We start from the raw sequence: 24,682 nt of genomic DNA on the forward strand, positions 1-24,682 counted from the left end.
CTCAACTTCATGTGCTTACTAAACACTAACCCCACTTAAATACAAAAAAGCCACGGCTATTAACCGTGGCTTTAATTTTAGATTTTGGACTAGCCTTATTGTAAAGCTTTCTCAACAACAGGGTAATGATCCCAAACTTGTTTGTCGCTCAGTGAGCGAACTAATTTAATATACTCAGCGTGAGTCCATGCCAGTGGGGTTGCTGAATTAGTGCCCTCACCTAGCTTGTAACCTGCTTTATTTACGCCTACGCCATCCCATACTTGCTCGGGTAACATAAGGCCGTTATTAGCAAATTGCTCTAAGCCTTTTACATAGCTGTTTTTAATTTGTGCTTGTTTAGCATCATCCAGAGCGTTGTTTGCATTCGCAGCTGCGATTTCGTAATGCCCGCGCTCACCGGTGAAAAATGGCCAAACACGACCGCGTTGACCTGGTGTGTTGCTACCACCTTCTGCATAGTTGGTGCCTGTTATTTCATCTTCACCGTAGCCGTCGTTACCATAGCGGCGGTAGCCTGCAAATGTGCCGCTGCCATCGTCAAAGCTAAAGCTGTATCTAACTTGTAAGTTATCTTCAAGCGTTTCGTCATCGTACTCTGGCAGTGTTTTAACAATGCTTTCGTCGTTAGCATCGCGAACGCCATAGCGTACTAGCTCTAAAAAACCGCCATCTAAAATTTGCTTTTTATTAAACCCTTCGCGGCCATTATTAGCGTTAATTTTAGTGTTTGAGTTTGCATCGGTATCTTGGCCTATACGAATAAAGTATTCGCCATCGCTATTCTCGCCTTTTAAGTTACCTTCGGTAGTAAACATGTGCGATTCAATATCGTTGCTGTATTTTTTAGCCGTAGCAAGGTAGCGCTTTGCGTTTTTATCATCGCCACTAAGCGTTGCAATATCGCTTGAGGTAATAAGGCCAGCGACTATTGCTGCAGTTGTTGAAGGGGAGTAACCTTCTTGCTCTTCCCAGCGCTCTTGCTGTGTTGCCGGTGGTGTAATTTGTGTGTCGTTCCACAAAATTTTAGCAAGCCCGCCATCCACTAAAAAATCAGCCGCGGGTTTTAACATTTTGCCGTACCAACTTTTTAGCTCTTCATCGCTAAGTACATTGGCCTTGTGTAACTTCCAGGCAAGCATTATAGGCATAGCTGTTTGGTCAAGCTGTACGCCTACCCATTCTAGTTCACCATCTACATGTGTTTTTTGTAAAAACCAGCCTGTATCGCCTTTATTGCCCGGCGTTTTGCTGTTTACTTGTACTTTTTCAAGGTATTCGAATGCTGTTTTTGCTGTGGCAGTATCGCCAAGCGCCATAAATGCCATGGCTACTTGATAAAAATCGCGCACCCACACCGCTTTATAACCTGTAGAACCCTCTTTAGCAGATACCGTTTCGCCCCATGGATTAGATAGAGAAGCAATTAATGCCCCTGCGTGTGTTTTATCTTCTTGTGCTTTTAATACCATGGCACTGGTGTATAAAAGCTTGCCGTTATCGGCGGTTTGCTCGACCATGCTATTGAGCGGCTTTAAGCTTTGTAAGTAATCTTGCCAGCCCAGCGCTTCCCCTTTTCCGTTATAGTGTTCAAGTACTGTTTGATACCCTTTTGCTAAGCTCTTTTTACCTTCATTTAAACTTTGCTGCTGCGTTTTGCCAAAGCTTAGAGCCAAATCAAAGGTGGTATTTGCGCTTATTTCACCAAGCTCTGCCAACATACTTACGTTACCAGCAGATTCGCCAGTATTTGTGTATTGGTTTTTTATAGATTGCGTTGTTTTAAGCGCGTTAATACCATCGCTTTCTCCTGTAAAGCCCACTGTTTTAGCTTTAAATGGGGTTGCTGATTGAAGTGATAAATAGTTATCGTCTTCCCATGCAACGAGGCCGTGATCTGTTGTTTTAGCAAAGTCACCTAAGCCGTTGTTGTTAATGTACGGATTAACAGACACATACGCTTTTAGCCCTTCAAGCTCAGTATTAAATATGCTACGTACAAACAGGGTTTGCCCGTCAGGGTCGGTAAATATGTGTTTTTCTAGGCTAAAGCGGCCTTGTTTATCAGTGCTTGTTACTTTATAAGCAAGCGAAAGTGGGCGACCTTGTGCATCTTTATATAAATAATCTATGGTGACATCTAATTCATCAGCTTCACTAACGGTAAAGTCTTTACCTGTAACAACAAATTGCATGTCTTTAATTTGTGCTTGGTGAATAAGCCCAAACATGGTTTCGGTGATCATACCTTTAGCAATTGAAAACCATACTTTAGATACATCACCCGTTGCAGCTGCATCCGTATATTGGCCGTTTTGGTATTGTTCAAAAGATGTACCAATACCTGTTTTACCTGCATAAGCCCAAAACGGCTCTGCACCTGGGGCACCAGGTGCCGATGTAACTTGTGCAGCGGTAGTTTCATCAGTCGTGCTTGTGTTTTGAGCGCCACAAGCCGTTAAACCTAACGTTAAAAGTGAGGCGGTGATAAGGTTGTATTTTCTCATTGTGTGTCCTTAATTTGAATTTTTAACGCGCATTACAGCAATGCCGGCAACAACAAACGAGGCTGCACCAATTAATAATGCGTAAATAGGCTGATTTGAAAATGCATGGCGTAAAATAAGCCCTAAAATACTGGCGGCAAGTAACTGAGGTATAACTATAAAAAAGTTAAAAATACCCATGTAAACGCCCATTTTGTTACTCGGTAGAGCATTACTTAACATGGCGTAAGGCAGCGATAAAATAGACGCCCAAGCAAAGCCCACACCAATCATAGGAATAAGTAACATTTTAGGGTCTTGAATAAGCATAAAGCTTGCAAGCCCTAATGCGCCCAGTAATAAATTAAAACAATGCGCGCCTTTTAACCCCATTTTTTTAACTAAAAACGGAATACACATAGCGGCAATAGCGGCAAAACCATTGTACGCGGCAAATAAAATGCCTACCCAGTCTGCACCATCGTTAAATGCTTGAGAGGTTGCATCGCTACTACCATAATGAAAGCTTGTAACTGCCGCCGTGGTATAAATCCACATGGCAAATAAAGTAAACCAGCTAAAAAACTGCACCCAAGCAAGCTGTTTCATGGCCTCTGGCATGGTAAATACATCTTGTACTACTTGGTAAAAACCACCTTGTGTTTTATTGGCACTTTTAAGTGCTGCTGCAATCCACTGCACAATACCGAACGCAAGTAAGCCACCAGCAAGTAGGTAAAGCTCTTTTTCAAGGGATAGCCCCATTACTAATGCAAGGGTTGCTAAACCCAGCACCAAAAAAATAATGGCCCCCTTATTAAAGTTAATATCAACCACGTTGCTTGTTGTAGGTTGAGCGCATTGTTTTTCAAAAGCCGCTAATTGCTCCGGGCTGTATTCTTTAGTTCGTGCCACGGTCCATAGCACGGCGACAAGTAACACCACCCCGCCCCAATAAAATGAGTATTTAACTGATTCAGGAATTTGCCCCGGTGCCGCGGTATTACTTACCTCAAACCAGTTGGTCATCATCCACGGTAACGCCGAGGCTAACACCGCACCAATACCAATAAAAAAGCTTTGTAAACCGTAACCTGTCGCACGTTGTTTTTCTGGTAGATTATCACCAACAAGCGCTCTAAATGGTTCCATGGTTACGTTGATTGACGCATCCATGATCCATAACATACCGGCGGCAATCCAAAGTGTTGGCGAGTGCGGCATAATAAACAACGAAAGCGTTGTGAGCACAGCCCCAACAAAAAAGAATGGACGGCGACGACCAAAGCGCCCCCACGTTTTATCGCTCCAGTAACCAATAATAGGCTGTACAATCAACCCAGTTAGCGGTGCTGCAACCCATAAAATGGGAATATCATCTACTTGTGCGCCTAATGTTTGAAATATACGGCTCACATTGCCGTTTTGTAGGGCAAAACCAAACTGTATGCCTAAAAAGCCAAAGCACATGTTCCATATCTGCCAAAAACTTAAATTTGGCTTATCGGTATTATTATTTTGATTATTCATTATTAGCCTTATTTATTAATACTGCGCTGCTAAATGCATCAAGTGTGAGGTTAAATGTAGCGCCTTGCGTATGAGCTTTAAGCTCGGTGGTGTGATTCTCAAGTAAATCATTTAATAGCGTATTTTCACTCATTGCAGCTAATTGTGCCTTTGATACATTAACTGTAATTGTTTGTGGCTGCTCGCTGAAGTTACTTAACACATACACACTTTGCTGACCTAAAGAGCGGGTAAAACCAACAACGCGCTCACTGCCTTCAAGTTTAAGAGGTGACATCTCTCCTCCCACTACAGCGGGTAATTTATTAAGTGACATAACCGCTTTGTAGTAATCACGAAGTGCGACTTGATCGGCGCTTAAATTAGCCCCATCAAATTTTCCGTTATTCATCCATGCTTGGTGCGCTGGTACGCCAATGTAATCAAAGATACTGGTACGTGTCGGCGTTCCAAACCCTGCGTTTTCAGAGCCATCCTCTCCCACGTCCTGACCAAAATATAAGAGGGTTGGCGAACGGCTGATCAAACTAGAGACAACTAAAGCAGGTTTACCCCACTGGGCATTACCGGCAAAGTCTGGGCTGGCGATACGTTGTTCGTCGTGATTTTCTAAAAAATGCAGCATGTGCTGCTCTATGTCGAGCACACTTTGATGCGCCTCAAAAATACTATTGGCGGGTTGTTTTAGTTGCATTATTGCTTTTAAGGTATCGTAAAAGCCGACCTTATCGTAAAGGTAATCCATTTTACCTTGTTGAATATACGCTCGGTACATTAACGGGTTATATACTTCGGCCAATAAAAAGGCGTCGCTTTTTTGCATTTTTATTGATGAATTTAAAAAGCTCCAAAATTCAACCGGTACCATTTCGGCCATGTCGAACCTAAAGCCATCTACCCCTTTGTCTAGCCAAAAAAGCGCAATATCTCTAAATTTGTACCAGCTATCTGGTAGCTCTTTATCTTGCCAAAACGCATAATGGGCATGGTAATCCTTGTCTTTATAGTCGTTGGGCAGCTGAGCAAAATCGAAACTACCATCTGGCTTAACACCATAATTTACTTTTACTGTTTCGTACCAGTCGTTAATATCGGGTTTTGGTGCACGGGCACCGTTACCTGTCCATTTAGCAGGCGTTTCATCAAAAAAGCCATCTGCAAGAGGGTGAGCCTTTCCACCTAGCGCGGTGTAGGTTGTAGAGGTAGGTACTTGAAATGACTGACCCGGCACATAATAAAAGTTGTTATTTTTATCGTACGTTTTGCTGGTGTCGTCTTGCGCGCCGAAATCCTCTACGCCTTTAGGCTTTCCAAGTGATTGATAATTTCGGGCAACATGGTTAGGCACTATATCAATAATGACTTTCATACCGTGACTATGTGTACGCTCTATAAGTGCAGTAAATTCATCCATGCGGTTTGATACGTTAACGGCTAAATCGGGGTTAACGTCGTAGTAATCTTTAATCGCGTACGGTGAACCCGCGCGGCCTTTTACTACATCGGGGTCATCTTGTGAAATACCGTAGTCGGTATAATCGCCAACTAGGGCGTGGTGTAACACACCAGTATACCAAACATGCGTGGTACCAAGTTCTTTAATGCCTTTAAGCGCTGCGTCGTTAAAGTCGACAAATTTACCTACACCGTTTTGCTCTTTAGTGCCCCAAGGCACATTGGCTGTTTCGGTATTACCAAACAACCGAGTAAATACTTGATATACAACCGGCTTGGTAAGCTCATTTTGCGTGTGTACAGGTGTTTGCTGTTGTTCAGGTTTGTTATTTTCTGAACACCCAGTTGTAACAAGTAAGCTGCACAGTACTGCGGATACATAAACGGATTTTTTCATTGCGTGTCTTTTGTCAGTATTGTTATTAACTTTATACTAAAGATTACTGCAGCAACCATACAGTTGCTGCATACGTATTCAGGTCACTATTGTGGCGTATTTATAACGAGTACCGTTGCGCTCATCGCTGGTAATTCAATGGTTTTTCCCAGCTTTTGTGTTTTTTGAGTAAATAAATTAAATGCTGTTGTGCTGTTAGGCATCACCTCTTGCATATACCCAATATTTTTTTGTAGCGTTTGCGTGTTTTTATTCATAAATACCAACACTGTTTGCTCGTCGCTAATACGCGCATAACTATAAACCCCTTGTTGAGGCGTAAAATGTACGAGTTTACCTTTATCTAATGCTGAGCTATTTTTTCTAAAGTTAAGCAGCGTACTAATGGTGTTATGCATCTCTTTTTGCTGTTTTGTTAACCCCTCTTTGGTAAAGGCATTACGTGTTTGCCCTTCAAATCCACCTGGGAAATCGATTCTAATATCACCATGGTCTTTACTGGGGGTGTTATCTAATAGCACTTCCGTACCGTAATACATTTGCGGTATACCACGGGTGGTTAAAAACAAGGTCATTGCCATTTTAGTTTTAGCTACATCTTGGCCAAGTTCAGTGTAAACACGGCTCATATCGTGGTTATCGGCAAATACCATAATGTTATTGGTATCAGGGTATAAAAAGTCATTCGCTAACGATTCATATACTTTAACCCAGCCCGTGTTCCAGCTCTCATCTTCATTTAGCGCTTGAATTACCGACTCTTGCAACGAAAAGTCCATCACGCTTGGTAAGCTTGATGTATAGCCATCTTGATTATGCTTACCACGTTGCCAGTAAGAGGCAATAGCAGGGTTAGACGTCCACTCTTCGCCAACAATATTAAAGTCTGGGTACTCTTGCATTATGGCTTTTGTCCAATCACTCAAAAATGCTTTATCTGAATATGAATAGGTATCGACACGTATGCCGCTTAAATCGGCGTATTCTATCCACCAAATCGCATTTTGAATTAAGTATTCACTTACCAGTGGTTGGCGCTGATTTAAATCAGGCATGGTTTCTACAAACCAACCATCGTTAAACTGGCGTTTGTCGTATTCACTGGCGTGTGGGTCTTGTATGGTTTGGCGTGCATGGCTGGTGGCATTTTTGCCTTTATTAAACTCACCATTAAAGTTAATCCAATCTTTAGTGGGTTTATCTTTAACCCATGTATGCTCAGAGCCAAAATGGTTAAGGACCATATCCATAACCAGACCTATCCCCTGCTCTTTTGCTTTTACTGATAGCGTTTTGTATAACTGGTTTGAGCCCATACGCGGGTCAACTTTATAAAAGTCTGTAATTGCATAACCATGATAAGAATAGTTAGGCATGTTGTTTTCAAGCACTGGGGTTAACCAAAGCTGTGTAACACCTAAATCGTTTAAATACGGTAGTGCGTTTATAACGCCCTGAATATCACCACCGTGGCGCCCCCCTTTTATGCTCGGGTTTGCTGCTTCTAACATGCTAGGGACGGTATCGTTTTGTTTGTCACCATTAGAAAAACGATCAGGGTTAATTAAATAAAGCGTATCAGCTGATGTAAACCCTTGACGCCGTGCGCTGTTTTTATCTCGTTCAAGAAGTGGAAACTCAAAGTTATTGCTTGTTTCGCTGCTATTAAATTCAAGTGTTCCGGCTTTAGCTTCGTCGGTAATGGTAATATTTAAAAATACATAATTTGGATTATCTGTACGGGTTATTTTATTTAACTTAACGCCGTTGTATTTAGCTAATTTAATTTGCTCGTTTGCAATGTTTTGCTCATGCACCATGATGGTTATGGTATTTTTGTTCATGCCAACCCACCAATTAGCGGGCTCAACGTCAAGTGCGTAGCTAATGGTTGGTAAAGTACAGGCACTTACAAGTAAAAGTTTATTTAAAAGTTGCATCATCAGGCCTTTTTAATTTTTGCTAAAAATTCTTTATGAGTAGGTAGCTGTTCTACCGTTGAAGTGATCAAAGTATTTAATGTGGAAAATAAATCGTTAAGTTGTTCACTACTGAGTGAGTCAACAATACTGTTGTAATCTTCAGGGATAAGTCCTTGGCCTATAAATACTTGTTGCCAAGCAACTTCGGCAAATAATTCGTCGTTCTCGCGCACGACTTTGCCAGTTTCCTTAAATAACTCGAGCTTGTGGGCCAATGAGTCAGGTATGTCCATTTGCTTGCATTGTCGCCAAAATGGAGAGTCTTCTCGCTCAGTTAGCTTATAATGCAAAATTATAAAATCACGAATGTGTTCTATTTCAGTTACGCTTTGCCTATTAAATTCAGTAACTAACGCATCGCTAATCCCATTATGCGGAAACAACTTTATTAATCGGGTCACGGCGCTTTGTATTAAATGAATACTGGTTGACTCTAACGGCTCTAAAAAACCACTGGCAAGACCAACCGACACCACATTTCTGTGCCACTGTTTTAACCGCCGACCTGTTTTAAATTTTATAACACGTGGTGCTGTAATCGGTTCAGCTGACAAATTATTTAATAATAACTGCGTTGCCGCATCGTCAGATAAATAACGGCTACAGTACACCAAGCCGTTACCGATTCTGCTTTGCAGAGGTATTTGCCACTGCCAGCCCGCGCTGTGTGCAATTGAACGCGTGTAAGGTTTTAGCTCGTCTGTACCTTTTGACTGCACCGCCACCGCGCTATCACACGGTAAATAATGAGCCCAATCTACAAAACCTGTGTTAAGGGTTTGCTCTATTAATAAGGCGCGCTGGCCAGTAGCATCTATAAAAAGGTCACCGTTTATTTGCTGTGAGTTATCAAGGGTTAAAGATTTTATATTCCCTGATAGCGGACATTGTTCAACCTGCTCAATTTTGGCATCAACATGCTCAACACCACGTGCCACTGCGAGATTTTTTAAAAACTCAGCATATAAAGTGGCATCAAAGTGATAGGCATAACTCAAGCCGGGTAATTGCGTATTAGGAATGGTATTTAAGGGTGCAAACTTATGTTTTTTTGCTGCTTGGTAATTTAATGAAAAATCCCATAGGCTGTTTTCAGAGCCTGTAATTTTTCCTTTTATCCAAAAATTGTAAAAATCGCAAAAGGGGAAGTCTTTTCCAAATGAGCCAAAAGCATGCATGTAGCTATGAGAGGTGTTTTTCCAATTTTCGAACTCAATTCCTAATTTTATAGATGCATGTGTAGTGTTTATAAAATCTTGCTCGTTTATACCCAGTGCGTTGTTAAGTTGAATAATAGGCGGAATGGTCGCTTCACCCACGCCTATCGTGCCAATAGTGCTTGATTCTATAAGCGTTATTTTAATCACTTTACCTAACACTTTATTAAGCAAAGCAGCTGTTATCCACCCTGCCGTACCCCCACCAGCGATTACGACGTGTTTTATTGGTTTCATAGTAGTGTCCACGTTTAGCCCCACAAAATGATTAGGTAATATTGCGGATTAATATTAGATAAAGTAGCTATAAAAAAGCCCTTGTAAAACAAATTACAAGGGCTCCTACACACAACCTTTATTATAGCTTGTAGCTAAAGCCTAACAAGTAAGTACGCCCGTAATCTTGGTAGTCACGAACTTGCAGCGCGTTATCGCCAGAAAGCGATGTAAACGGCTCTTCTGTTAAGTTTTGAACTTGGAACTGAATTGATAACCCTTCAAGGCTTTCAACACCAGCTTCAGAGAAGTCATAACCTGCTTGCACATCCCAAATAGTCTCACCCAGAATGTCAACTTGTTGAGTGTCAAAACCTAACCCGTATACATCACCTTTAAAGGCACTACGTTTACGCATGCTGGTACGCAGTTGAATACCGTTCATTTCGTAATAAACCGTCAAGCTTTGAATTTTGTCAGACAGACCAGGCAGTTCGTACTCATTACCGTTTTGATCTTCAATATCAGACTCAATACCGGTATGGCTTGCAATTAAACCAAAACCTTCAAGTGACGGGTGGAATATTTTAAATGGAAGCGCGAGAGATAGCTCGTAACCGTATAAATCACCCCCACCGCCATTGACTTTACCGCTACCTGTGCCCTCAGATGTTGCAGGAATTTCGCCTGTTGATGGGTCAGCAACGCCAGACATATCAATTTCGTAAGTGCCGTCAAAAATCCACTGCGTTAAGTCTTTATAGAAAAATGCAGCAGAGAAGTAACCTTCATCACTAAAGTAGTTTTCGTACGTTAAATCGTAACCAGTTGCCTCTTTAGGCTCTAAGTTAGGATTACCACCGGATACTGACCAAAAGTTACCGTTTTCATCAGGTGTTGTATTGTATGATGCGTCGATAGAGGCATTCATTTCATCCAAACGGGCACGAGAAATTGTTTTAGCGGCACCAAAACGTACTGTTTGCTGCTCATCAATTGCAAGTGATAAGTTCAAACTCGGTAATACGTGAGAGTAATCGTGGCTAATATTGGTAGGTGATGCCACAACAATACCATCTACAGTGCTAAATGCATTACCTTGCGATGATTGGTCGGTATGAACGTAACGTACACCTATGTTACCCGTTAACGCTAAGCCGTTTACTTCGGCATTAAGATTAGCTTGTGCAAATGCAGAGGTGATTTCTTCTTTAACTGTCCACGATTTAGTTAAATGACTAGTATTCGTTAAGCTTTCATCCAGTAAGTCGTAGTAGCCGTCATTAACAAGACCATTTACATCGTAGGCAATCATATCGCCCATGCCAATAAAGCCTAAGTCAACACTCCCCATACGATATTGCTCTGGCACAGTTAGCATGCCAGGATTATCAAGCGAAAAGTCAGATAACGTCATAAAGAAACCTTGCGAATCTTTTGTTTTTTCGCGTTCTTTATAAGACATACCAAACTCAATAGAGCTGAAGTATTCGTTTTCTAATACTTTTGATGCCGCTAGCTTTAACGTAGATAGTTCATCTTCAATCGTTGGTGCATTAATGAAACCGTCTTGCGCTTGGTTTTCATACTCAGTGCCCGTTAAACCATATTTATCGTTTAAGGCAGAGCTTGCCCCCCATGATAAAGGGCCACCTAATTGTATTAGGCTGTAATCACTGTAATCTAAGTCATGAGTAAACGTAGCGCCAGTATTCCCACCATTAAAGGTGTAACCTAAGTTATCTGCAACACCACGAGAATCGCCGCGTCCTGTACCTGAGTAACTTTCAAGGCTCCATATTTTGCGATCAACTTGCGAATAACTGGCATCAAATTCTACTGACCATGAATCGTCAATATCGTATTTAGTATTAAAACCAAACGCGGTTAGCTCTGCTTCACGCTCTTCGTAGTCGTTGCGAACAACCACGCGCTGTCCATTAGTTACCGCACTGGTAATAAAGCCGCTTTCTGCATCTACAGATACACTTGCAGGGTCAATCGAACCTTGGCCCCATGCAAATGGAATTTCGATACCACGTAAGATTTTTTCATCAGTAAAATCAACATACAATGCATCAAACGTCATGTTTAGTTTGTCTGTTGGAGCCGCTTCTAATACAAGCATGGCTGAATCACGCTCAAGTGTTGATGAACGCACAAATGGTTTTGCGCCACCTAAAATTGAGTACGTATTACCATCATCAGCAGTAAACTCTGGGTAACCCCACGAGTTCCAACGTTTTTCTTGGTTTGGTGAGCTCATGGTGTTTAGTGCAAATGCAACACCTATAGTGTCATCAGCAAACTGATCAATGTATGAAATAGTACCGCGGTAACCATCGTCGTTACCGTCTGGGTTTAGTTTATCAAAGCTGGTTTGCTCGTATTGGCCATTAACTTGGAATACACGCTCGCCTTTACTTAAAGGACGCACGGTTTGCATGTTAATAACACCGGCAATACCTTCGGCTTCGATACTTGCGTTAGGTGTTTTATATACAGTAACGCCGCTCATGATTTCTGAAGGGTAAAGGTCAAACTCTACGCCGCGGTTATCGCCAATAGATACTTGCTCGCGGCCGTTAAACGTAGTACCACTTTCGTTTTCACCAAAACCACGAATTGATACTCTACTTGCACGACCATCTAGGCGCTGCGCCGTTAAACCAGGTAAGCGTGCAATAGACTCAGCAATTGAAGAGTCAGGTAGTTTACCTATATCTTCTGCAGAAATAGATTCTACAACCTGTGTAGAAAAGCGTTTGGTGTTGATAGATTCAACAACACTGCCACGGAATCCTTTTACTTCGATAACCTCAACGTCATCATTTTTAACTGTATCTTCTTGCGCTGCTACAGAGACAAAGCTTGCTAATCCGGCAGTTGCCATTGCCAACGTTAATATACTTGGTTTGAACATAGACATGATGTTTTTCCCGTTACCCATATTGTGATACCCGCTTCTTTATTTGAGTGATAGTCAAACAGGCGAGCTAATTTTGTTGTCAGCATCAATATTAACGCTCGAATTATTTTATTAACAACTTTATGCATACGTATTCAAAACTATGCAACGCGTTAAAAATTAACACTTAATTCACAATAAAACCTCTAACCCACTGATTTTAATATTATTATTTTGGTGCAATATGATTGTTAATGAATTTTATAAAAATACATTTGTTCGCACTATAAATTACTCACAATACAGGGTGTAAATAGCGTTAAATAAAGCATTTTTTAATATTTAAATAAGTTATTTTCATAATTTCCGTTTTGTGAAATTGGTAAGACCATTCACCTCTTTCACCAATACCGTGCAAGCCTTTTAAAATAAGCACCAAAATAGACCCGCACTGTTTTATTTATAAGTAAAAAGAATGATTGGTAAAGTTAGTAATAAAAACACAGCACCTTTAATACACCTTCTTAAAAGTACTTTTAACTAAGTAAATTAACTGCATACGTATGCAGGCTTTTTACAGTGTAGCCCCCTTCACGTATGCTTTTTGAAAGTTTAGCGATTGTTTCAATCGAACTAATAACAATATAAATACTGTGTGGAACGACGGAGAAAAGCATGGCCCAACAGCAGTGGTATAAAGGTGCGGTTATTTATCAGGTTTACCCGCGAAGCTTTCAAGACAGCAATAACGATGGTATTGGTGATCTTAAAGGGATAATTAATCGCATTGATTACATTAAAAGCTTAGGCGTTGACGCTATTTGGATTTCTCCTTTTTTTAAATCCCCAATGAAAGATTTTGGCTATGATATTAGCGATTATCGCGACATAGACCCGATTTTTGGTGACTTAAACGACTTTGACGAATTAATAGATCAAGCACACAAACGCGACATCAAAATTATTATTGACCAAGTGTTAAGCCATACTTCAGACCAACATCAGTGGTTTTTAGACAGCCGCGAAAACCAAAACAATGATAAAGCAGACTGGTATGTATGGGCGGATGCTAAAGACGATGGTACAGCACCTAATAACTGGCTTTCTATTTTTGGTGGCGGTGCATGGCAATGGGAGCCTCGTCGTGGTCAATACTATTTACATAACTTTTTAACCGAACAGCCAGATTTAAACTTTCATAACCCTAATGTAAGAAAAGCTGTGTTAGAAAACGTAGAGTTTTGGCTTAAAAAAGGTGTGGACGGTTTTAGGTTAGACGCTATTAACTTTTGCTACCACGATGCACAATTACGTGACAATCCAGCAAAGCCTAAAGATAAACGCCAAGGCCGTGGCTTTAGTGAAGATAACCCGTATGCGTTTCAGTACCACTATTATAATAACACCCAGCCTGAAAACATTGAGTTTATGCAAGACATACGTGCATTACTTAATAAGTACCCAGGCACTGTGTCACTGGGTGAAATCTCATCAGAAGATTCATTAGCAACAATGGCAGAGTATACTCAAGGCGGTGATAAGCTGCACATGGGCTACAGTTTTGAGCTATTAACTGATGACTACTCAAGCGAATACATTAGAGAAACCGTACAAACACTTGAGCAACGTATGCTTGAGGGTTGGCCGTGTTGGGCGTTTAGCAATCACGATGTAGAGCGCGTAGCGAGCCGCTGGAGCCAAAATGGTGAAATTAACCCAGCACAATGCAAAATGTTGACTGCTTTATTAGCGTCGTTGCGTGGTAGCGTATGCATGTACCAAGGTGAAGAGCTTGGCTTAGGTGAAGCTTCTGTTGCATTTGAAGACCTACAAGACCCTTACGGCATTACGTTTTGGCCAAACTTTAAAGGCCGTGATGGCTGCAGAACACCCATGCCGTGGGATGACAATGACTCAGAACATGCAGGTTTTAGTAATACCAAACCTTGGTTACCGGTAGATAACGCGCACACTCAACGTGCTGTATCTGTTCAAGATAAAGATTCAGACTCTATACTTAATGCCTACCGTGAGTTTATGGCATGGCGTAAACAGCATGCTGTGTTATTAGAGGGCGACATTGAGTTTATTGATACTGCTGAGCCTGTACTCGCTTTTTACAGAACATTAAATGAGCAAACTATGCTGTGTGTGTTTAATTTAGCACAAACCAATCAAACATTTGAGCTGACTAAAACAGTGACTGAAGCGCATGACTCATTATCTCATTGTAATGCCACACTAGATGGTAATACGTTAAACATGAGCGGCTTTGCGTGCTATTTCGCTTTTGTAAATTAATAAAGCTCTAACAGATAGTTGAAAGCCCGATTTATCGGGCTTTTTTGTGCGCCTAACACTTGTGGACGCTTTAGTAGGTATGAAACTAAATAGCTGCTAGCGCATTATTAAACTAACTTTTTTAATGTGATTGTGTTTTGCTATTTAAATAATCAGTGAGTGCAAATAATACACCAGAGCTCACAAAGGTAACATGGATAATCACCTTCCAAAATAACTCATCACTTGAGTGAATATTTGAATTAATAAATACCTTTAAAAGCTCAACCGCAGATATGGCAACAATTGCACTAATTAACTTCATTTTTAAGCCAGAAAAACCAACTTTCCCCATCCACGATGGCCTATCTTCATGGTCATCAATATTAAGCTTTGAAACAAAGTTCTCATAACCACTAAAAATTATAATAAGTAATAAACCAGCCAGTAAAGCGGTATCAACGAGGGTAAGTATACCCACTAATAACTCTTGGTTTGTTGCACTAAAAGTGGCAATACCCATTAAATAAAGTTGCTTAAAAAACTTTATTAATAGCAATATAACAGCAAATAGTAAGCCTACAAAAAACGGTGCTAATAACCAGCGACCTTTAAATATAAGCGACTCTAAGCCCTGCTCTACTTTGTGTATTTTGCGAGGCGTATTAGTTGTTTTTACTTGATGTTCTGACATTAACGTATCTTTTTATAAAAAAGCGACCTTAGCTTATAATTTATTTAAGCACAATTACTTATACAATTATTTAAGCGTAATCTACTCATCTTGACGATAAAAATTTTTCGTTATCTTTTATTTTAATTTCGTTTAAAAATCACTATACCAACAGAATTGTTCTGCATTGGGCACTGTTTAAATACCACTTTAAAATGTATTTAAATCGTCAAACTATTTATTTAGGAATCAACAAATGAATAAAGCATTGCTAGCGTTAATAGTTGCGCCACTTTTTTCTGTTTCTGCAACAGCTGCCATCGCAGACGATGCACCTGCTGCTTCTGCACAAACAATTAAAGAATACACAGATATGTGTGTAAACTGGGCTAAAGATGACGATGTAGCGAATGAAGACCTTTTAGGTTACGTACTTCAATGTGTAAATGATGAACTGGAGTCTGAAGGTTATAAAAAAGTATCATCTGTAAAAATTTAAATTATGCGCATATATGTGGCTAACAAAGCCATTGCGAAGCATATGAACTTATAAAAAAACCGGAACGACACAGGCTGTGCGTTCCGGTTTTTTACTGGCTAAAAAACAAGTAACGGGTTAGTTACTCTTCTTCTTTTTTAGCTTTTGTCTTTTTTGCAGGCGCTTTTTTAGTAGCAGCCTTCTTTTTAGGTGCTGCTTTTTTCTTCGCTTCTTCTACCCATTTACCCGCTTCGTAGTGTGCGGTCCAGCCTGTGGCTTTTCCGTCGACTTCAGTCATCACGTATTGCGCTTTATTTTTACGGCTATAACGTACTACCGCTAAATTACCATCAGGATCTTTTTCTGGTGCATCAGCTAAATAATAAAACTTAGGTGAAATACGGTCTCTAAAACGCTTTAGCTCGGCCACTTTAGGCGCGCGCGTCTCGCGTGATTTAGGAAAAGTATTAGCCGCTAAGAAAATACCCGCAGCCCCGTCACGTAAAACAAAATAAGCTTCTGACTTTTCACATTCAAGTTCAGGTATGTGAACAGGGTCCTCTTTTGGTGGCGCAGCTTCGCCGTTTTTAAGTAACTTACGCGTATTTTTACACTCTTCGTTGTTACAACCAAAATACTTACCAAAACGGCCCGATTTAAGCTCCATGTCTGAGCCACATTTATCACATTCGATAATAGGCCCATCGTACCCTTTAATTTTAAAGGTACCTTGCTCAACTATATACCCTTCACAAGCAGGGTTATTACCACAAACATGTAATTTACGAGTTTCGTCTATTAGATAAGAGTCCATAGCCGTTTCACAGATTGGGCAGCGTTTCATTTGCATTAATGTTTCTGTTTCAATGTCCTCAACATCAGCAGCAACCGCTTCATCCCCTGAAACTAAGTTCATTGTGGTTGTACAGCGCTCTTTAGGCGGTAAGTTATAACCTGTACACCCTAAAAATACACCTGTAGATGCCGTGCGAATACCCATTTTTCTAGCACATGTAGGACAATCAATGTCGGTTTCGACCATTTGATTCAAGCGCATACCGCCCTGCTCTGGCTCATCTTTGGCTATATTTAATTGCGTAGAAAAATCAGCATAAAACTTATCAAGCACCTGGGTCCATACACGCTCGCCTTCGGCGATGTCATCTAAACGCCCTTCCATTTTTGCAGTAAAGTCAAAGTTCATTAAATCAGTAAAGTTTTCGACTAAACGGTCGGTAACTATTTCACCCATTTTTTCGGCAAAAAAGCGACGGTTTTCTACTCTTACATAACCACGGTCTTGAATAGTCGAAATAATTGAAGCGTACGTAGATGGACGTCCAATACCACGTTTTTCTAGCTCTTTTACTAAACTTGCTTCACTAAAGCGCGCTGGTGGTTTAGTAAAATGCTGTTTAGGATCAAGCTCAATTAAGCTCAGTACTTCGCCTTCTTTAACAGCAGGAAGAGACTGATCTTCTTCATTCTTTTTACGCACTGCTGGCTGTACTTTAGTCCAACCATCAAAGCGTAATACTCGACCTTTTGCTTTAAGTTGGAAGTCGCTAGCGGCCACAGTAAGCGTTGTAAGGTCATATTCTGCAGGTACCATTTGGCACGCTACAAATTGACGCCATATTAGCTCGTAAAGCTTTTTAGCGTCGGCATCGACACCTTCAACATGGCCCGAAAGCACAGTCACACTTGAAGGACGAATCGCTTCGTGCGCTTCTTGCGCGTTACCTTTAGAGCTATAGCTGATTGGATCTTTTGGTAAATACTTGGCACCAAACTCTTGGGTTACATAATCACGACACATTTCAACCGCATCTTTAGACAGATTAGTTGAGTCAGTACGCATATACGTGATGTAACCACCTTCGTATAAACGCTGTGCAAGCATCATGGTCTTTTTAACGCCATACCCTAAACGGGTGCTAGCAGCTTGTTGCATGGTTGAAGTGATAAAAGGTGCGCTTGGGCGGCTTTTACTTGGTTTTTCTTCAACATTTATTACTTTATATTCCGCGCTCTCAAGCGTTTTGACTGCAGCAGTAGCCTGAGCCTCATTAACTGGCTTAAATGGCTTGCCTGCTTGTTTAGTGACTTCTAAGCGTAATTGTGACTCGCTATTTTTAACATCGGCGTGTATATCCCAAAACTCTTCTGGAATAAACGCTTTAATTTCACGTTCGCGCTCTACTAATAAACGAACCGCAACCGACTGTACACGCCCTGCTGAAAGACCACGTGCTACTTTTGCCCATAATAACGGCGATACCATAAAGCCCACTACACGGTCTAAAAAACGACGTGTTTGTTGGGCATATACCATATCGGTATTTAGCTCACCAGGAGTTTCAAACGCTTGCTGAATCGCATTTTTTGTAATTTCGTTAAATACAACACGTTTGTATTTTTCAGGCTCACCACCAATAATTTCTTGAAGGTGCCAAGCAATTGCTTCCCCTTCTCTATCCAAATCCGTTGCGAGATAGACTTGGTCTGCATTTTCGGCCAGCTTTTTTAACTCTTGAACTACTTTTTCTTTACCTGGCAAAATTTCGTAATGTGGCTCCCATCCTTTTTCAGGATCAATCCCCATACGTGCAACTAAGTTTCTGTAATCTCGTTGCTGTTTATACGCTGCTTTTTCTTCAGGCTCCATTTTACGAACTTCAGCTGGCGTTTTAGTCGCCGGTACTTTAGCTTTACTCGAACCTGATGTAGGTAAATCACGCACATGTCCAATACTGGACTTTACGATGAAGTCTTTACCTAAGTATTTATTAATTGTTTTAGCCTTAGCAGGTGACTCTACAATTACTAGCGATTTGCCCATAGTTGCCTATTTCTAACCAAATATTTAAATGTGTTTTGCCGACATAAACGGCGCGAATATTTATAGGTATATCTACAAACACCTATTGTTACAAGCTTTTAATACAAACTTTTCAGTATTTACTGAATAAACAAACAATTTTTGTAGTTAAATTATACAAACCAGTGTTTTTCAAATAATTGCTGTGGAATATATAGAACACAAATAAAAAAGCCAACCTTAAGGTTGGCATTTTTTACATTACCGCGTTTATAAATCGTCGGTTACGGTTACAGAAAGTGTACTTTCTAAACCAGAAGGCGCTTCAGCAGTAACAGTTAAAATACCGCTAAACTGCTCGTTACCCCCATCTAAATCTTCTCGCGTAATACCAAAAGATAAACCAACAGGAACAATACTCGTGGTATTTGGGTAAGTATAGTTATCGGTGCCTGTTAAAATACCATTGTCTGTATCAATAGAAATAGTAGTTTCAGCTGGCATTGGGTTATTGTATATGTCTGCTATAAATACCGTAAGTCCTAAACTCGCTGTGCCAGATGCAGTTTGAGTTAAATCAATTGCATCAACCTGACACATTAACGCGCTAGTAGGGTCGTTTTGTACACGGCGTACAAGTGGGCTTGCAGGGTCGCTGTTTACACGCACCTCTGAAGCGGTTGCCCCTGCAATAGCAGAACAATCATCAGCGTATGTAACTAGTCTAAAGAATGCAGTATCTCCTGACATTACGATTTCTTGGTTTTGAAAAACGTTAACCATTTGACGGCTACAAATACCGGCAAGTTCGTCTTCTTCGCGACACAGCAAACCGTTATACAAACCATTTTCTGTAGTCCAGGTCCCATTTCCATCAAAATCAACAAACTCTTCAAACTCATCGCCCGTTGAATTATCACGTGAACATGGGTCTGTACCATCGTTACAGTCTTTGCCACCATAAGTGCCATCTTCATTATTATCGATAAAGGCTTCTGGAATATCGAATAAATCATCAAAGAAATCTTCACTGTCAAAGTAGCCGTTTCCATTTAAATCAGAGAACGTTTCTTCACCAATAGCATAAGCATGCACAGTAGCACGTCCACCCAGCGGTAAATCAACTGTTAAGTCATTATTTAAAATACCTAATGGGCAAGGTAAGCCGCCATCACACTTTTGAGCAATGGTATTTTCATACATCGAATCAGTAAACGGGCGTGGGTTGCTACTGGTCCACGTGACGCTACACACACCATTCGTGGTGGTACAGCTTGGTTCTATAACGCCCCCTTCTGTTATAAAGGTAACAGCTGTTCCATCTGGTACAGGGTTGTTAAAATGATCAGCAAGACGCGCGTTAACCGACACCGTATTACCATCAACATTTAATGCGTGAGGGTTAAAAATAGAACGAGAAAGCGAAAAGCTATTTTGATCGGCAATACCTGTACTTACTACAAGTATGTCTGAAGGTGCTGTTACGATAACCGTATCGCCATCAACCTCTTCTTCGCTAGATGCAATAACGCGTACAGGTGTAGCAATTGAACCAGATTGAACAGAAGTCGTTACTTCACCGCTGGCATTAGTAATTGCACTAGCAGTACCTAATGTTATACCACCTACTGCTGTAGACAACTCAAAGTTCACAGTTCTAGACGCTAAATCGTTGCCATTTGAATCAACAAGTTTAAATGTTACTTCAGAAATTTCAGTTCTGTCAGCGCCACCGGTTCCTTTTAATGCGATAACTGGTTCAGTAACTTCTACAAATTGTAAAAAGCCAATATTAGCAGGCGATACATTAATAGTCGTACTAGCAGACACCGTATCACCGCCTGTAATTACAGTCGCTGTAATTATATCGCCACCTACACAAGTAAGTGGACGGTATGTAGAGCGCGCAAAGCCGCCAATGCTGGTTACTGTCTCGTCTATAAGGGCTTGGCCAGAGCCAACACAACCAGATGAAAACTCAACAGTAAGTGGTGTTGTGTATAGCTCACCATCTTTTGAAATTTCAATTGAAATAAGTGCTGTTGCACCAGCAGCTAATAGCTCGTCCTCTGCAAGTGAACTGCTAATGGCAATTTCAACATCTACAGCAGCAATTTGAAATGCTTTAGTTAAAGCGCTATCAAGAACAGATACGGTAATTTCACCAGCACCTACATCTTGTCCTGGCACTATATCTAAAAGTGCAATACCGTTTGCATCAGTAATGGCTGTGCCCGTTGAAGGTGTAATTGAGCCAATTGTTGTGCTTGCTGTTACCAAAGTTTGTGAAAGTGGTGTTGTCGAATTTTCATTTGTGACTTGTACGTAAAGAATCGCGGTTGAATCACCAGAAATACTCGTCACAGTGTCACATTGGCTTGCATCTCTTTGTGATTTAAAGTCTGCAGGACAATTTTGTAAAATAGAAAAGCTAATATCGGCAGTACTTTGGTCTGGATTTACAGCATCCCCTTTTGTATAAAAACCCAGAGTTTGTTCAACGCCTTCGTACTGGGCTGTTATAACACCTGCCCCTTCAACAGTTCCCGACGTTAAATTAATTGATGCAACGCCGCTGCCATTTGTGAGTGCAGTACCAATACTTGGAATTAAGTTTCCTAATGTTGATGAGAAGTTTACAACCGCCCCTTCAACTTCAACGCCATCACCGTCTAATATAGTTGCTTTAACTACCGCACTGTCAGCGGCGCTGATTGTACTAATTTCTGATAAAGTCGTTGAAGAGGTAAGGCTCAAACCGATAGAAAAGTCTAGCGACTCACCTTGAATGGGTGCATCACCTTCGGTCGTAAACGTGTAACCGTCCGAGCTAAAAACTGTATTTTCATTATCGGTGTAAGTTGCGACAATTGAGCCAGCCCCCGCTTCAGTCCCCGCAAGTAAGCTAATTGTTGCAATGCCCTGTTCGTTCGTTAAAGCAGTGCCATTAGTAGGGTTTATACTACCTAAACCAGTAAGCACAAACTCAATTAATTCGTAAGGAGCTGGTTCATTATCAATTAATAGCTCAACTTGTGCAGTAGCAGGGTTTAAATAATCAACACTTCGCGTTACATCTCCAGATGAATCAACAAGTGAGACGCTCAATTGTGGATCTGTTGATTGAGCACCATCCGATTCAAATGCAAACGTGTCAGTATAACTTACACCATCTAGCGTATAGGTTGCGGTGACTTCACCAGCTCCTGCATTTTCACCAGCGGTAAGTTCTATTGACGCTATACCGTTTGACTGGGTCAAGGCTGTGCCTGTGATAGGGTTTAGTTCACCTATAGAGTCTGCAAGGGTAAAAGTAATACGCTCACCTGAAACTGCATCGCCATCTTCATCCTCTAAAGTTGCTCTAAGTTCTAAAGGAGCAGTGGCTGTGACAGTGTTTGACTCAGTGTCACTAGATTGGGTGTAACCCTTTAAAGTTACCGTATAAGTGGATGTTTCTGTTGTAGAATCGTCATCATCTCCGATGGTGCCGTCTTTTTCGATTGTTCCACCACCACCACAAGCGCAAAGCAAAATGCTAAATAGTGTAATGCTGAGTAGTCGCGTTAAAGGCATTGACCTCTCCCTAGCGTTGTTATTATTTACTAATAGTCGTTTACCTAATATTAACCTATAACTTAGTCTAATATCACAGTTTTTTATCACTTTTTTGTGTAAAAAATTCTGCAAAGGTTATTTTTTTCTGTAGTAAATATTTCCTTGCTGGTAGTCTATGGCAAATTTGAAAAAATAGATTAGGGAATATGTCTAAAATACGTTCAATGAGTTTAACTACCCGTATCATGATAGGTATGGCACTGGGTATTGCAGTAGGCTTTTTATTTCAGGCTATATTAGCTGGTGAAGACGATTATCTAATTCCTCTTGGGTTATTCTCTTTGCCAATTAAAGCTTTTTTTGTAGATGGTCTTTTCCATGTTGGCGGACAAATTTTTATTGCCAGTTTAAAAATGCTGGTTGTGCCGCTCGTATTCGTATCACTCGTGTGCGGTACGTGTAGCTTGAGCGATCCTAAAAAATTAGGGCGTTTAGGTGGTAAATCTATTGGCTTATATTTAGTAACAACCGCGGTGGCTATTACTGTCGCTATTTCGCTGGCGTTGTTATTTAACCCTGGCCAAGGCATTGCACTGCCATCAGATGCAAGCTTTAATGCCAAAGAAGCCCCTACACTGGCGCGCGTTATTATCGATATGTTCCCGACTAACCCATTTGAAGCTATGGCAAAAGGCAACATGCTACAAGTTATTGTGTTTGCACTTTTATTTGGTGTTTCAATGGCCCTAAGCGGTAAAGCTGGTAAACGTGTAGCCGCAGTATTTGAAGATTTAAACACGGTTATTTTAAAACTTGTCACGTTACTGATGAACATTGCGCCTTACGGCGTATTCTTTTTAATGGCTAAACTTTTCACGACTATCGAAATGGGATTAATACTCAGCTTAGCTAAATACTTCCTTGTGGTAGTGGCTGCGTTATTAATTCATGCATTCATTAATTACAGCGTTATTCTAAAAGTACTAACGGGCCTCAACCCACTTACTTTCTTAGCTAAAATGAAGCATGCGTGTTTATTTGGCTTTAGTACTTCAAGTTCAAGCGCGACGATGCCTATAACACTTGAAACTGCAACCAAAAAACTCGGTGCTAATAACTCAGTAGCATCTTTTACAATCCCGCTCGGCGCTACAATTAATATGGATGGCACAGCCATTATGCAAGGTGTAGCAACGGTATTTATTGCACAAGTGTTTGCTGTTGATTTAACGATTTCTGACTATTTAATGGTTATTCTAACCGCAACGCTTGCCTCGGTGGGCACCGCAGGTGTACCTGGTGTGGGTTTAATTATGCTTGCAATGGTACTTAATCAAGTGGGTTTACCTGTAGAGGGGATTGCAATTATTATTGGTGTTGACAGACTCCTCGATATGACGCGTACAGCCGTTAATATAACAGGTGACTGTATGGTAACATGTGTGGTTGCAAAATCAGAAGCTCAACTAGATGAAACAATATTTAACGACCCGAACGCAGCTAAAGACCTAGAAGATTATCACAAATCTACGGAGTAGTATTTTAGCTTAAAAAAAACCCTTGCATAGCAAGGGTTTTTTATTATCTTTAATAACGGTTTATGGGTTCATTGCTTTAAAGCGAGACATTAAATTAACCCCTGCTCTATTTATAGAACTACTCAGCCCTATCGCTAATTTATCACTTAATCCTTTCTTAATTTTGTATTTTACTTTGTATATTTGACGCTCAGATTGTTGCTCTAATAATGCATCATCACTGGTTTTAATTACATCCACTAAGCCTTTTTCAATTGCTTGAGTTGCAAACCAATGCTCACCTGTTGCCACGTTATCAATATTAAGTGATGGGCGTTGGCTGCTTACAAACTCTTTAAATAGACCGTGTGTTTGCTCTATCTCATCACGAAACTTTTCGCGGGCTTTATCTGTGTTTTCGCCGAACAAAGTTAACGTGCGTTTAAATTCGCCTGCTGTAATTTGCTCAAACTCTACATCGTTTTTCTTTAAAATTTTATTAAAGTTAGGTATCTGTGCAATTACACCAATAGAGCCAACAATCGCAAAAGGAGCGGCTAATATTTCATCGGCTACACAGGCCATCATGTAACCGCCACTCGCTGCAACTTTATCGATAGAGACCGTAAGGTTAATACCTGCTGTTTTAAAGCGCTGTAATTGCGATGCAGCTAAACCATAGCCGTGCACCACACCGCCCCCGCTCTCTAAGCGAACTAATACTTTATCTTTTTTTGGGTCAGCAATAGCAATAATTGCGGTCACCTCTTCGCGTAGGCTTTCAACTTCATGAGCGTCCATACTACCTATAAAATCAATAACATATAGGCGTGGCTTCGGCTCATCACTTGCCGCTTTTTTAGATTCGGCTTTTTGCGCTTTATGATGCGCTTTTAGCTCTTTTTTAGTTAACGTACTTTCTAAAAAACTGTGTTTTAAGTCATCTAACTGCTCAGATAAATCGTCTATTTCTATTGCCCCTTTTTTAGCTTTAGGTTTCACTGCTGAGCCAACAATAAGCGTTAAAATAATTGCAATGGCAATAACAAAGGTAACCGTTTTTGCAAAAAACAAACCGTATTCGTATAAAAATTCCAACTGGTCTCTCCATTTATAAATTTAAGCTAATTTATCATGCTTTATAACAAAAAAAAGCCACTAAAC

At 40.7% G+C, this 24,682-nt stretch carries 13 protein-coding genes; 3 read left to right on the forward strand and 10 right to left on the reverse strand.

Annotated elements, in window-relative coordinates; genetic code table 11:
* Positions 1 to 95 precede the first annotated feature (95 nt).
* The 6 genes from AN389_RS04880 to AN389_RS04905 all read right to left on the reverse strand — a co-directional run bounded on the left by AN389_RS04880 (position 96) and on the right by AN389_RS04905 (position 12,212).
* The gene (locus tag AN389_RS04880) at positions 96 to 2,507 is read right to left on the reverse strand and encodes a glycoside hydrolase family 15 protein (protein WP_055019366.1); all 2,412 of its coding nucleotides are present in this window, start codon (positions 2,505 to 2,507) and stop codon (positions 96 to 98) included.
* A 9-nt stretch (positions 2,508 to 2,516) separates the two neighbouring features.
* The gene (locus AN389_RS04885; RefSeq protein ID WP_055014990.1) at positions 2,517 to 4,016 is read right to left on the reverse strand and encodes an MFS transporter; all 1,500 of its coding nucleotides are present in this window, start codon (positions 4,014 to 4,016) and stop codon (positions 2,517 to 2,519) included.
* Positions 4,009 to 5,868: an alpha-amylase family glycosyl hydrolase gene (locus AN389_RS04890; RefSeq protein WP_055019367.1), complete on the reverse strand. Its 1,860-nt coding sequence runs from the start codon at positions 5,866 to 5,868 to the stop codon at positions 4,009 to 4,011. The genes AN389_RS04885 and AN389_RS04890 overlap by 8 nt, the downstream gene beginning before the upstream one ends.
* An 86-nt stretch (positions 5,869 to 5,954) precedes the next feature.
* Entirely contained in the window at positions 5,955 to 7,811 is a 1,857-nt protein-coding gene (locus AN389_RS04895; protein WP_055019368.1) for a glycoside hydrolase family 13 protein, read from the reverse strand.
* Positions 7,811 to 9,304: a tryptophan halogenase family protein gene (locus AN389_RS04900; protein ID WP_055019369.1), complete on the reverse strand. Its 1,494-nt coding sequence runs from the start codon at positions 9,302 to 9,304 to the stop codon at positions 7,811 to 7,813. Before AN389_RS04900 ends, AN389_RS04895 begins: the two co-directional genes overlap by 1 nt.
* Before the next feature lie 121 nt (positions 9,305 to 9,425).
* Positions 9,426 to 12,212, reverse strand: a complete 2,787-nt coding sequence (locus AN389_RS04905) for a TonB-dependent receptor (protein ID WP_055019370.1) — start codon at positions 12,210 to 12,212, stop codon at positions 9,426 to 9,428.
* Positions 12,213 to 12,866: 654 nt separating this feature from the next.
* Here AN389_RS04905 and AN389_RS04910 point away from each other — a divergent pair.
* Positions 12,867 to 14,492, forward strand: coding sequence for an alpha-glucosidase family protein (locus AN389_RS04910; protein WP_055017812.1), 1,626 nt, complete (start codon positions 12,867 to 12,869; stop codon positions 14,490 to 14,492).
* 121 nt (positions 14,493 to 14,613) lie between these two features.
* Here AN389_RS04910 and AN389_RS04915 read toward each other — a convergent pair whose 3' ends face one another.
* Complete coding sequence (locus AN389_RS04915; protein WP_055014995.1) at positions 14,614 to 15,165, reverse strand: TIGR00645 family protein; 552 nt, start codon at positions 15,163 to 15,165, stop codon at positions 14,614 to 14,616.
* Positions 15,166 to 15,400: 235 nt separating this feature from the next.
* On the opposite strand from AN389_RS04915, the gene AN389_RS04920 reads away from it, so the two are divergent.
* Complete coding sequence (locus tag AN389_RS04920) at positions 15,401 to 15,643, forward strand: hypothetical protein (RefSeq protein ID WP_055019371.1); 243 nt, start codon at positions 15,401 to 15,403, stop codon at positions 15,641 to 15,643.
* A gap of 121 nt (positions 15,644 to 15,764) precedes the next feature.
* On the opposite strand, the gene topA is transcribed toward AN389_RS04920, so the two are convergent.
* Positions 15,765 to 18,464: a type I DNA topoisomerase gene (gene topA / locus AN389_RS04925; RefSeq protein ID WP_055014997.1), complete on the reverse strand. Its 2,700-nt coding sequence runs from the start codon at positions 18,462 to 18,464 to the stop codon at positions 15,765 to 15,767.
* A 249-nt stretch (positions 18,465 to 18,713) separates the two neighbouring features.
* Positions 18,714 to 22,019 (reverse strand): Ig-like domain-containing protein, encoded by a 3,306-nt coding sequence (locus tag AN389_RS04930; protein ID WP_055017814.1) that lies wholly within the window; start codon positions 22,017 to 22,019, stop codon positions 18,714 to 18,716.
* A 188-nt stretch (positions 22,020 to 22,207) separates the two neighbouring features.
* On the opposite strand from AN389_RS04930, the gene AN389_RS04935 reads away from it, so the two are divergent.
* Entirely contained in the window at positions 22,208 to 23,539 is a 1,332-nt protein-coding gene (locus tag AN389_RS04935) for a dicarboxylate/amino acid:cation symporter (RefSeq protein ID WP_055017815.1), read from the forward strand.
* A gap of 60 nt (positions 23,540 to 23,599) precedes the next feature.
* Here the strand turns inward: AN389_RS04935 and sohB are convergent, their stop codons facing one another.
* Positions 23,600 to 24,616 (reverse strand): protease SohB, encoded by a 1,017-nt coding sequence (gene sohB, locus AN389_RS04940; protein ID WP_055015000.1) that lies wholly within the window; start codon positions 24,614 to 24,616, stop codon positions 23,600 to 23,602.
* Between the last annotated feature and the right edge of the window lie 66 nt (positions 24,617 to 24,682).

It is taken from the genome of Pseudoalteromonas sp. P1-7a (assembly GCF_001401855.1).
GTDB lineage: Bacteria > Pseudomonadota > Gammaproteobacteria > Enterobacterales > Alteromonadaceae > Pseudoalteromonas.

Excerpts from the sequence above, each read along its gene's own strand:
- AN389_RS04880 (WP_055019366.1), bottom strand. The coding sequence starts at position 2,507 with ATGAGAAAATACAACCTTATCACCGCCTCACTTTTAACGTTAGGTTTA.
- AN389_RS04930 (WP_055017814.1), bottom strand. The coding sequence starts at position 22,019 with ATGCCTTTAACGCGACTACTCAGCATTACACTATTTAGCATTTTGCTT.
- AN389_RS04890 (WP_055019367.1), bottom strand. The coding sequence starts at position 5,868 with ATGAAAAAATCCGTTTATGTATCCGCAGTACTGTGCAGCTTACTTGTT.
- AN389_RS04900 (WP_055019369.1), bottom strand. The coding sequence starts at position 9,304 with ATGAAACCAATAAAACACGTCGTAATCGCTGGTGGGGGTACGGCAGGG.
- AN389_RS04915 (WP_055014995.1), bottom strand. The coding sequence starts at position 15,165 with ATGTCAGAACATCAAGTAAAAACAACTAATACGCCTCGCAAAATACAC.
- AN389_RS04910 (WP_055017812.1), top strand. The coding sequence starts at position 12,867 with ATGGCCCAACAGCAGTGGTATAAAGGTGCGGTTATTTATCAGGTTTAC.
- AN389_RS04895 (WP_055019368.1), bottom strand. The coding sequence starts at position 7,811 with ATGATGCAACTTTTAAATAAACTTTTACTTGTAAGTGCCTGTACTTTA.
- AN389_RS04905 (WP_055019370.1), bottom strand. The coding sequence starts at position 12,212 with ATGTCTATGTTCAAACCAAGTATATTAACGTTGGCAATGGCAACTGCC.
- AN389_RS04920 (WP_055019371.1), top strand. The coding sequence starts at position 15,401 with ATGAATAAAGCATTGCTAGCGTTAATAGTTGCGCCACTTTTTTCTGTT.
- AN389_RS04885 (WP_055014990.1), bottom strand. The coding sequence starts at position 4,016 with ATGAATAATCAAAATAATAATACCGATAAGCCAAATTTAAGTTTTTGG.
- AN389_RS04935 (WP_055017815.1), top strand. The coding sequence starts at position 22,208 with ATGTCTAAAATACGTTCAATGAGTTTAACTACCCGTATCATGATAGGT.
- topA (WP_055014997.1), bottom strand. The coding sequence starts at position 18,464 with ATGGGCAAATCGCTAGTAATTGTAGAGTCACCTGCTAAGGCTAAAACA.